This window comes from Micromonospora saelicesensis, from assembly GCF_900091575.1.
GTDB lineage: Bacteria > Actinomycetota > Actinomycetes > Mycobacteriales > Micromonosporaceae > Micromonospora > Micromonospora saelicesensis.
This window is the reverse complement of record NZ_FMCR01000009.1, coordinates 264,027-273,993: the sequence shown is the minus strand read 5'-3', so window position 1 is coordinate 273,993 and position 9,967 is coordinate 264,027. Positions and strand designations below refer to the sequence as shown.

General features: G+C 73.1%; 11 protein-coding genes. 2 read left to right on the top strand and 9 right to left on the bottom strand.

Features of this window, described 5'->3' with window-relative positions; genetic code table 11:
• Nucleotides 1-26: 26 nt before the first annotated feature.
• On the top strand, nucleotides 27-176 hold the full coding sequence (locus tag GA0070561_RS34665; protein WP_341844889.1) for a tetratricopeptide repeat protein: 150 nt from the start codon (nucleotides 27-29) through the stop codon (nucleotides 174-176).
• Nucleotides 177-412: 236 nt separating this feature from the next.
• Here GA0070561_RS34665 and GA0070561_RS31220 read toward each other — a convergent pair whose 3' ends face one another.
• The 9 genes from GA0070561_RS31220 to GA0070561_RS31180 all read right to left on the bottom strand — a co-directional run bounded on the left by GA0070561_RS31220 (nucleotide 413) and on the right by GA0070561_RS31180 (nucleotide 8,659).
• Nucleotides 413-730 (bottom strand): antibiotic biosynthesis monooxygenase family protein, encoded by a 318-nt coding sequence (locus GA0070561_RS31220; RefSeq protein WP_091408806.1) that lies wholly within the window; start codon nucleotides 728-730, stop codon nucleotides 413-415.
• Nucleotides 727-1,983 (bottom strand): beta-ketoacyl synthase N-terminal-like domain-containing protein, encoded by a 1,257-nt coding sequence (locus tag GA0070561_RS31215; protein WP_151497372.1) that lies wholly within the window; start codon nucleotides 1,981-1,983, stop codon nucleotides 727-729. The genes GA0070561_RS31220 and GA0070561_RS31215 overlap by 4 nt, the downstream gene beginning before the upstream one ends.
• Before the next feature lie 76 nt (nucleotides 1,984-2,059).
• A complete protein-coding gene (locus GA0070561_RS31210) occupies nucleotides 2,060-3,334 on the bottom strand; it encodes a beta-ketoacyl-[acyl-carrier-protein] synthase family protein (protein ID WP_091408802.1) in 1,275 nt (424 codons plus the stop codon).
• A gap of 115 nt (nucleotides 3,335-3,449) precedes the next feature.
• Nucleotides 3,450-3,854: a cupin domain-containing protein gene (locus GA0070561_RS31205; RefSeq protein ID WP_091408799.1), complete on the bottom strand. Its 405-nt coding sequence runs from the start codon at nucleotides 3,852-3,854 to the stop codon at nucleotides 3,450-3,452.
• A complete protein-coding gene (locus GA0070561_RS31200; protein WP_091408796.1) occupies nucleotides 3,847-4,602 on the bottom strand; it encodes an SRPBCC family protein in 756 nt (251 codons plus the stop codon). Before GA0070561_RS31200 ends, GA0070561_RS31205 begins: the two co-directional genes overlap by 8 nt.
• Nucleotides 4,599-6,029: an acetyl-CoA carboxylase biotin carboxylase subunit gene (locus GA0070561_RS31195; RefSeq protein WP_091408788.1), complete on the bottom strand. Its 1,431-nt coding sequence runs from the start codon at nucleotides 6,027-6,029 to the stop codon at nucleotides 4,599-4,601. Before GA0070561_RS31195 ends, GA0070561_RS31200 begins: the two co-directional genes overlap by 4 nt.
• A 19-nt stretch (nucleotides 6,030-6,048) precedes the next feature.
• Nucleotides 6,049-6,579 carry an acetyl-CoA carboxylase biotin carboxyl carrier protein gene (gene accB, locus GA0070561_RS31190; protein ID WP_091408785.1) on the bottom strand — a complete coding sequence of 177 codons (531 nt, stop codon included), beginning with the start codon at nucleotides 6,577-6,579 and terminating at the stop codon, nucleotides 6,049-6,051.
• Nucleotides 6,576-8,324, bottom strand: a complete 1,749-nt coding sequence (locus GA0070561_RS31185; protein ID WP_091408781.1) for an acetyl-CoA carboxylase carboxyltransferase subunit alpha — start codon at nucleotides 8,322-8,324, stop codon at nucleotides 6,576-6,578. Before GA0070561_RS31185 ends, accB begins: the two co-directional genes overlap by 4 nt.
• Nucleotides 8,321-8,659 (bottom strand): TcmI family type II polyketide cyclase, encoded by a 339-nt coding sequence (locus tag GA0070561_RS31180; RefSeq protein WP_091408771.1) that lies wholly within the window; start codon nucleotides 8,657-8,659, stop codon nucleotides 8,321-8,323. The genes GA0070561_RS31185 and GA0070561_RS31180 overlap by 4 nt, the downstream gene beginning before the upstream one ends.
• 424 nt (nucleotides 8,660-9,083) lie before the next feature.
• On the opposite strand from GA0070561_RS31180, the gene GA0070561_RS31175 reads away from it, so the two are divergent.
• Nucleotides 9,084-9,881 carry an AfsR/SARP family transcriptional regulator gene (locus GA0070561_RS31175; protein ID WP_091408768.1) on the top strand — a complete coding sequence of 266 codons (798 nt, stop codon included), beginning with the start codon at nucleotides 9,084-9,086 and terminating at the stop codon, nucleotides 9,879-9,881.
• The last annotated feature ends 86 nt before the right edge of the window (nucleotides 9,882-9,967 follow it).

The window sequence follows — 9,967 nt, the reverse complement described above, 5'->3', positions numbered from 1 at the left end:
TGGCCGCGAGCGAAGAAGCCACCGCCATCTACCGCCGACTGGCCAAGGCCAACCCCGCCGCCTACCTACCCAACCTCGCCACCTCGCTGAACAACCTGTCGAACCTACTGAAAGTGCTAGGCCGCGTTGATGAGGCAGAGGCGATCGGTGGCGAAGCTGCGCGGCTTAGTCGTTGAGCCTCGCCGGTCGGTGCAGGCGGCAGGGCATGAGCAGACGCGTCTGCGTTCAGAGCCGAGGGCACGCCAGTCCGGGCTGTGGACTGGCGTGCCAGCCGAAAACCACAATTTTGGCCGGTCGACTGAGGTGAAGGTGGTCGCGCCGCAGCAGCCGGTGCCGACGGTGACCGGTGACCCACCACGGATCGAGCACGATCACCCCGGCAAGCGCCATCATCCAGGCGAGCGCGGAGCCGTCAGGCCAGGGCAGGGGTCTGGGCGTGGATGTGGAAGCGCAGCGAACGGGCGTCGGTGAAGCACTCCCGCATCGGGCGTACGAGGTCCCGGTGCTCCGGGCTGCGTTCCCACTCTTCGAAGTCGGCCAGGCTCGCCCACTCACTGGTGATCAACCACTGTTCCGGGTCGGTCGACGACCGGCACACCTGGTCGACCAGGTGCCCCGGCACACCGCCGGCGACCAGGTGCCGCACCTCCTCGTACGCGGCGAGGAACTGCTCGGTGCGCGGCACCGGCACCCGTACCAGAAAGACCACCCGGGCCCGTTTGTCGCTCATGACGCCTCTCCCCTCATCGGCGCGGCCCCGCGCAGGACCAGCGCGCTGTTGAACCCGTCGAAGCCCCGCGCGCAGATCAGGGCGAGTCGGCTTCGCGGTCGGCGGTGCTCGCGTAGGAAGTCCAGGTCGCAGCCCTCGGCCACCTCGTCCGGTCCCGCCGACGCCGGCAACGTGTCGTGGGCGAAGGCGAGCAGCGCGGTGGCCACGTCCAACGCCGAGCCGCCCTGGTACGCCCGACCGGTCAGCGGTTTCTGCGTGGTCACCGGGGGTGGCCGGTCGGCGAACACGGCGCGCAGCGCCTCGGCTTCGCTGCGGTCGTAGCGGGGCACGCCGAGCGCGTCGGGCAGCACCACGTCGATTCCGGCGGCGGCGACGCCCGCCCGGTCCAGGGCCAGCCGCATCGCCCGCGCGTACTGGGCCGGGTCGCCGCTGCTCTCCGCCGTGGTGTGCGCGGCGTCGTGGGTGGAGCCCCACCCGCTCACCTCGCCGTAGACCCGGGCGCCCCGGGCCAGGGCGTGCCCCAACTCCTCCACCACGAACACCGCTCCGCCCTCGGCCGGCAGGTAGCCGCTGGCCGTGGCGTCGAACGGCCGGTACGCCCGCTCCGGGTCGGCGACGTCACTGAGCAGCCCCGAGCGCAGCTGGCAGGCGAGCGCGTACGGGCTCAACGGGCACTCGGTGGCCCCGGCGATCACGACCGGGGTGCCCCGGCGCACCGCGCGCGCGGCGTGCGCCAGGCTGTCCAGCCCGCCGGCCGACTCCGCGACCAGCACCCCGCTCGGGCCCTTGAACTGGTGGTGGATGGAGAGCTGCCCGACGCTGGCCGCGTAGAACCAGGCGATGGACTGGTACGCCCCGACCGTCCGCGACGTACCGCCCCACAGCCGTTGCAGTTCCCGCTGACCGAACAGGTTGCCCCCGGACGAGCTGGCCAGGGTCACCGCGTAGCCGTACGGGTCGGGGGCCCGGTCGGGCAGGCCGGCGTCGGCCAGCGCCAGCCGGGTGGCGGCGAAGCCGAGGTGCGTCCACCTGTCGGTCTGCACCAACTGTCGACTGTCGGCGTAGGAGTCGGCGGTGAAGCCGGGCACCTCCCCGCCGAAGCGGGTCGGATAGCCGGCCGGGTCGAACAACGTGATCGGGCCGGTCCGGCGGGTGCCGGCGAGGACCGTGCGCCAGTGCGCGTCCGCGCCGATGCCGCTCGGTGCGACCACCCCGATGCCGGTCACCACGGCGCGAGCCACCTCCGCGCTCACGCCAGCACTCCGCTTCGCTCCGCGCCGGCGCGAGACGCCGCGCTGCTGTGCCTGATGGTTCGCTCGCTACGCTCGCTCACGCCGCCACCGCTCCGAGCATCCGACGGAAGACCATCGCCGACTGGAAACCGCCGAATCCGCTGCCCACCGAGAGGGCCACGTCCACCGGGACCTCCCGTGCCTCATTGGGTACGTAGTCCAGGTCGCACTCCGGATCCCGGGTGCTCCAGTTCGCCGTCGGTGGCACCACACCGAACTCGATGGCGAGGGCGCACGCGGCCATCTCGATCGACCCGATCGCGCCGAGCGAGTGCCCGACCATCGACTTGATCGAGCTGATCGGTATCCGGTACGCGGCCTGGCCCAGCGCGCGCTTGAACGCGGCCGTCTCGTGTCTGTCGTTCTGCCGGGTGCCCGAGCCGTGCGCGCTGATGTAGGAGACCTGCTCGGGCAGGATCCGGCCCTGCCGGAGCGCGTCGGTGACGGCGAGGCCCATCTCCAGCCCGTCCGGCCGCAGCCCGGTCATGTGGAAGCCGTTGCTGCGGCTGGCGTAACCGGCCACCTCGCAGTAGATGTGCGCACCCCGCCGCCGGGCGTGCCCGGCCTCCTCCAGCACCAGCACCGCCCCGCCCTCGGCCAGCACGAACCCGTGCCGGTCGGCGTCGAACGGGCGGGAGGCGTGTGCCGGGTCGTCGTTGTCCGGACTGGTCGCCTTGATCGCGTCGAACGAGGCGACAGTGACCGGTGAGATCGGCGAGTCGGACGCGCCGGCCAGCATCACGTCCGCCTCACCGTCCACGATCATCTGGTGGGCGTACCCGATGGCGTCGATGCCGGAGGTGCAGCCGGTGGACACCACCTGCGCCGGGCCGTGCAGCCCGTGCCGGCAGGCCACGTCCGCCGCGAGGCTGCTGGGCACCAGCGCCTGATAGAGGTACGGGCCACCGCGCGCCCCGTCCACCAGCCAACGTCGGCCGTGCTCGCTCACTGTGACGTACTCCTGCTCCAACGCCATCGTGCCGCCCACCGCCGTGCCCAGCACCACTCCGGCCCGGTCCCGCTCCGCGTCGGTGAGCACCAACTGGGCGTCGGCCACCGCCTCGGCGGAGCAGGCCAGCGCGAACTGCACGTACCGGTCGGCCCGCTGTCGCTCGGCCTCGCTGAGCCCCGCCGCGACCGGGTCGAAGTCGCATTCCGCCGCGATCTGCGACCGGAACGCCGACGGGTCGAAGAAACTGATCCGCCGGGTGGCGGTCCGCCCCTCGGTGATGGTCTTCCAGAAGCGGTCCCGGCTGGCGCCGCCCGGGGCGACCACCCCGATCCCGGTCACCACCGTGCGGCGCCCGGTCATCGCGTCACCTCTGTTCGCGACCGCGGGGCTCGCAAACCCGGCTCACTCCTCGCGCTCACGCTGCCATCGATGGTTCGCGACTGCGGGGCTCGCAAACCCGGCTCACTCCTCGCGCTCACGACGTGCCCCGTTGTTCGACAAGCTCGGTGTCGACGTGGCCCAGTTCGGGTCGGGGGGCGAGCGGGCCCAGGTGGAAGACCACCTCGGCCGGCTCGAGGCCGGTGTTGCGCAGCCGGTGCCGCACGTTCACCGGTACGAACAGCCCCTCACCGGCGGCCAGCAGCGTCGGCTGGTCGTCCAGGTCGACGGTGATCGCGCCCCGCACCAGGTACAGGAACTCCTCGCTGTACGGGTGGTAGTGCTCGGCGATCCGCTCCCCCGGTTCGAGGGTGGCCACCCCGAGAAAACCCGAGGTGCTGCCGACGGTGCGGGGGCCGAGCAGCACCCGCAGCTCACCGCCGCGACGGCGGTCGGCGGGTACGTCCCGGGCGGCGATCGGGCGGGTGCTCAGGTCACTCATCGTCGGCCTCCGTCGGTGCGTCGCTGGCGGTCGGGCTGCCCTCGTCGGCGCGCTGCCAGGCGATCCGCTCCACCCGGTCCTTGATCACCGCGAGTTGGATCACGCTGTTGGTGTTGATCCGCTCGGTCATCGCGGCGTTGTCGACCGGCGCGGTCGGCTTCATCGCGAAGTCCTGCGTCCAGGTCATCCGGGTGCCACCGGCCTCCTCGGTGTAGCGCCAGTGGATGCGCATGTACTCGAACGGCCCGGTCTCCACCCGGTGCGCCCGGACCTGCCTGCTCACCGGGTCGGCGGTGCGCTCGCTGACCCAGCTCCAGGAGACCCCGTTCTCGTCGGGGTACATGGTGAGGCGGAACCGCACCGTGTGCCCCTCGCGGTGCAGGATCTCCACCACGGCGTACTCGGTGAACAGCTCGGTCCAGTTCGCCACGTCGTTGGTGACCTCCCAGACCAGCCCCAGCGGCGCGTCGATGACCACGCTGTTCTCGGTGTGCCCGGGCGGGTCGGCGCGGCGGGCGACCAGGTCGGCCACCGCCGGGATGCTCAACTGTCCGGCCTGCTCGGGGATGGCCACCTGCCAGCGGTCGGCGACGACCGCCGACAGTTCCAGCAGGGCGAGCGAGTCCATGCCCAACTCCTCCAGCGACGCGGCGGGCGCCCGGGCCGCGGCGTCGGCGTCCAGCCCGCAGTGCGCCACCAGGATGTCGGTGATCTCGGCGGTCATCGGGCGACCATGGGTGACGGTCATCGGGTCCTCCTGTGGGTTGCGTCGGGATCTGCGGCGGGCGCGGTGCGCGGTGCGGGAGTGACCGTCGGCCCCGGCGCGGGCGCGGCGAGCAGACGGTCGACCAGGCCGGTGGTGTAGCGGCCCTTGCGGAATGCGGCGTCGTCGAGCACCCGTCGGACGAACGGGATGGTGGTGTGCACGCCCGGACCGGCGATGTCGAACTCGTCCAGGGCACGTTCCAGCCGGTTGAGGGCCAACTCCCGGTCGGGCGCCCAGACGATCACCTTGGCGAGCAGCGAGTCGTACCAGGGGCCGACCAGGTAACCGGCGCTGGCGTGGGTGTCCACCCGGGTGAATGGGCCGCCGGGCGGGGTGAACCGCTCCAACCGGCCGGGGGTGGGGGCGAAGCCGCGCGCGGGATCCTCGGTGTTGACCCGACACTCCACCGCGACGCCGTGCAGGCGGATCTCCTCCTGCCGCCACCGCAGTGGCACGCCGGCGGCGATGTGCAGTTGCTCGTGCACCAGGTCGATCCCGGTGACCATCTCGGTGACCGGATGCTCCACCTGGATCCGACAGTTGATCTCCAGGAAGTGGAACTTCTCCTCGGCGTCGACCAGGAACTCCAGCGTGCCGGCACCGACGAAGCCGACCTGGAGCGCACCCCGCAGGGCCGTCTCCGCGATGGTGTCGAGAACGGCGGCGGGCAGCGCCGGGGCGGGCGCCTCCTCGACCAGCTTCTGGTGCCGACGCTGCACCGAGCAGTCCCGGGTGCCCAGGTGCACCCCGTTGCCGTGCGCGTCGCAGAGCACCTGCACCTCGACGTGCCGCGCCTCGGTGAGGTAACGCTCGACGTACACCCGGTCGTCGCCGAAGGCGGCCTGCGCGGCGGCCCGGGTCCGGGTGTACGCCCGGCGCAGCTCGCCCGGGCTGTGCACAACGGTCATCCCCCGGCCCCCGCCCCCGGCGGAGGCCTTCACGATCACCGGGTAGCCGACGGCGTCGGCCACCTCGGCCGCCGCGGCGGCGGTCGGCACCGGCGCGACACTGCCCGGCGACAGCGGCAGGCCGGCGCGGCTCATCAGTGCCCGGGCCGAGGACTTGTCGGCCAGCGCGGCCATCACCGCCGGTGGCGGGCCGATGAACGTCAGCCCGTTGTCGGCGCAGATCTCGGCGAAATCGGCGTCCTCGGAGAGGAAGCCGTAGCCGGGGTGCACGGCCTGCGCCCCCACCTGCCGGGCCGCCTCCACGATGGCGGCGGCGTTGAGGTAGCTGCGCCGACTCGACGCCGGTCCGATCCGGACGGCCTGGTCGGCGAGGCGGACCGCCGCCGAGTCGGCGTCGGCGGCGGAGTAGACCACCGCCGTTCGCACGCCGAGCTCCTTGCAGGCACGCAGCACCCGCAGCGCGATCTCGCCCCGATTGGCGATCAGCACGGTCTCGAACATGGTCAACCACCCCGCGCCGTCATGCCGGATCCAGTTCGACGAGCGGCTGGTCGTACTCGACCGGCTGGCCGTCCTCGACGAGGATCGCGGCCACCCGACCGGCCCGGTCGGCGATCACCTCGTTCATCAGCTTCATCGCCTCGACGATGGCCACCGGCTGGCCGGGGCGGACCAGGTCTCCCACCGCGACGAACGGCCGCGCGCCGGGCTCCGGCGCCCGGTAGAAGGTGCCGACGATCGGTGCCCGCACCGCGGCGCGCCCAGGCACCGGCGGCCGGAGCACCGCAGGTGCGGCGCCGGGCGCCGGCACGACCGCCGGTGCCGCCTCGGCCCGGGGCACCGGTACGTCCGGTCGGGTCGCGTCCTCGGGGTGCCACTCGACCTCCAGCACCGCCGGCCCGCTGCGCAGCCGGATCCGGCGCACCGGCCCGGCCAACTCGGCGATCAGGTGCTGCGCCTGCCGGCGCAGCCCGGCCAGCGCCTCCTCGCCGTCGACCCCGACGTCGTCGGAAGCGTCGACTGTCGACAGCGCCCGGTCGCCGGCGGTCATCGCAGGCCCGCCCGGGCGCCGACGCGGTTCGCGCCGAACCGTCGGAAGCGTTGCCGGCGCAGGCGGACCAGCATGGCCGGCGGCACGTCCAGCAGCGGCAGGAGGTTGGCCAGCAGGGCGGCGCGCAACCGGTGGGCGGTCTCCGCCGGGTCGTCGTGCGCGGCACTCGACGGCTCCGACACGACCTCGTCGACCACCCCGAGTCGGCGCAGGTCGGGCGCGGTCAGTCGCAACGCGCGGGCGGCCTGCGGCGCCGCGGACCGGTCCGGCCAGAGGATCGCCGCACACCCCTCGGGGCTGATCACCGAGTAGACGGCGTTCTCCAGCATCAGCACCCGGTCGGCCACCGCCAGCGCCAGCGCGCCGCCGCTGCCGCCCTCACCGGTGATCACCGCGAGCACGGGGGTGGGCAGCACGGTGAGGGTGAGGATGTTCTCGGCGATGGCCGCCGCCTGGCCCTGCTCCTCGGCACTCACCCCGGGGTCGGCTCCGGGCGTGTCCACCAGGGTTACCACGGGCAGGCCGAGGCGGGCCGCGAGGCGCATGAGCCGCAGCGCCTTGCGGTGCCCGGACGGGCTGGCCATGCCGAAGTTGCGGGCGACCAACTCGGCGGTGGTGTGCCCCTTCTGGTGGCCGATGACCATCACGTGCCGGCCGGCCAACCGCGCCACCCCACCCACGATGGCCGGGCAGTCCGCGCCGAGCCGATCGCCGTGCAGCTCCACGAACCCGTCGAAGACGGAGTCCAGGTAGTCCAGTGTGGTGGGCCGCCCGGGGTGCCGCGCCATCCGGACGGTGTCCCACGCGTCGCGTACCGCCGGGGTGCCGGCGTCTCCCTCGACCGCCGGGTCCGTCGGCCGCGCCGGGACCGCGCCGTCGTCGGCGAGACGCTCGCGGTGCGACGCCGGCTCCTGCCGGGGTACGGGCGAACGCGCCGGACGGCCGGCGCGGGTCGCGGCGAGCAGCGCCATCAGCCGTCCGCGCAGCGACCGGCGCTGCACCACCATGTCGACCTGCCCGTGTCGGAGCAGGAAGTCGGCGGTCTGGAAGCCCTCCGGCAGGGCCCGCCCGGTGATCTGGCGGATCACACGAGGGCCGGCGAAGCCCATCCGTGCACCACTCTCGGCGAGAACCAGATCGGTGTTGGTGGCGAACGAGGCGGCCACCCCGCCGTAGGTCGGGTCGGTGAGGACGCTCACGGTGAGCAGCCCCGCCTCGCGCAACGCGGCGATGGCCTGACTGACGGTCGCCATCTGCATCAACGACAGCGCGCCCTCCTGCATCCGCGCCCCGCCGGAGGCGGTGATCAGGACGAGCGGGGTACGGTCGTCCAGCGCCCGTTCCGCCGCCCGGGTGATCAGCTCGCCCACCGCGCAGCCCAGGCTGCCACCGAGGAAGCGGAAGTCCATCACCGCCAGGGCCACCGGGTGCCCACCGATGGTGGCCGTGGCGCAGACGACCCCCTCGGCAAGACCCGTGCTGGCCCGCGCACCGGTGAGCCGGTGCGGGTACGGCAGCACGTCGACGAAGTCGAGCGGGTCCGCCTCCGGCAACCGGTCGGGCAGCAGGCTCAGCGAACCCGGGTCGACCAGTTGGCGCAGGCGTTCCGGCGCGCCGAGTCGGGCATGCTCCCCGCACTCCGGGCAGACGTCGAGGTTGCGGCGCAGCCGTTTGCGGTAGAGCAGGCTGGCGCAGCCGGCGCAGCGGGACCAGAGCTGCTCTTCACGCGGCGCGGTGGCCGTCACGACCGCCGCCCGGTGTCCGGGGCGTCGAACCGGTAGAAGCACCGCGCCATGGCGTCGCGCGGCGAGCGCCAGGTCGACAGGTACGGCGACACGTACGGGCGCAGGCGGTCACTGACCCGGATGAACTCGGGATGGTCACGAGCGGCCTCCACCGCGCCCTCCGCCGGCTGCGCGGTCTCGAGCAGGTGCACATAGAGGTCGTGCAGTCGGTACAGCGAGCGGTGCCGGACACCGACCAGGCGCGGCAGCTCCGTCGCGTCCGACTCAGCGAAGATCTCGGCGACCCGCTCCTCGGCGGTCGGATCCACCTTCGCGACGATCAGCGATCGGTCCATACTGGGCCTCCCCCCACAGCGTCCGGCCGGCGACGGGTGGCCCCCGGACGCGCTGGACGACTGGCGACACGATGCGCCGATCCTCGTCACGGCGGCGTCACCGCGCCGGGTCGGTCAGCGACGGATGGTGGTGACGCTGCGTTGACGCAACCTGTGTATCAGCTATGTGCCGAGTGTGCTCCACGCGCTAATGTTTGTGCAGTTCAGAACCGATCTCGGGTTGGCTGTCGCTAATAGAAGGCCGCGCTGGCGTTGACGCAACGTGACCGTTATTGATAATCTTCAGCGTGGTCAGTCCGGCGGCCTCGGCTGGCGGGGCCGCGCCCGACCACGCCGCGATCGGCGGGGTCGACAGTGGCGTCGAGGGCAACCGATCCGGGACACAGCAGACAGTCGGGACGAGCGTTCCGCAGGGGGTGCCGCCGTGGCCGCTGATCCGTCCGTGCCGACCGCCGGAGACCCGCCCGAGGAGGGCGTCTCACTGCACCTGCTCGGAGGCTTCCGACTCCTCCGCGAGGCGGTGCCGGTCGTGGTGCCGCGCGGGCTGCAACGGGTGATCGCGCTGATCGGGCTCCGCCCCGGCGCCACCCGCAGCCAGCTCGCCGGGCTGCTCTGGCCCGACGCGTCGGAGGAACGGGCGCTGTCCTCCCTGCGTACCGCCCTGTGGCGGCTGCGACAGGACCCTTGCTGCCCGATGACCGTGGCCAGCGACACCGTACGCCTCGGCCCGGCGGTCCGGCTCGACGTGGACGACCTGGTCGGCACCGCGGCCCGGGTCCGGGACGGCGACGACCCGCGCACCGCGGCCGGGGCGCTCGCCGCCGGGCGGCACGACCTCCTGCCCGGCTGGTACGACGACTGGGTGCTGCTGGACCGGGAACGCCTGCGCCAACTCCGCCTGCACATGCTGGAACAGGTGGCCGGGCACCACCTGGCCGCGGGGCGGCACGGCGAGGCCCTGGAAGCCGCGTTGGAGGCGATGGCCGCCGAGCCGTTACGGGAGACACCACACCGACTGGTGGTCCGCATCCACCTGGCCGAGGGCAACGCCTTCGAAGCAGTGCACGCCTTCTACGTCTACCGGGACCTGTTGCGCCGGGAGCTGCGGCTGGAGCCGAGCCCCGCCATGAGCGCCCTGCTCGACGACACCCTCGCCCCGATCCGCCAGGCCAGCCGCGAGGCCGTCACCGGCCGCCCGTCACCCGCCGTTCGGCGTACGTGACGGCGGTGCCCGTCACCGCCCGGTCGGCGTACGTGACGGTGATGTGACAGGCACTGCGGCACGGTGGGCGCACAGAGCACGTGGCA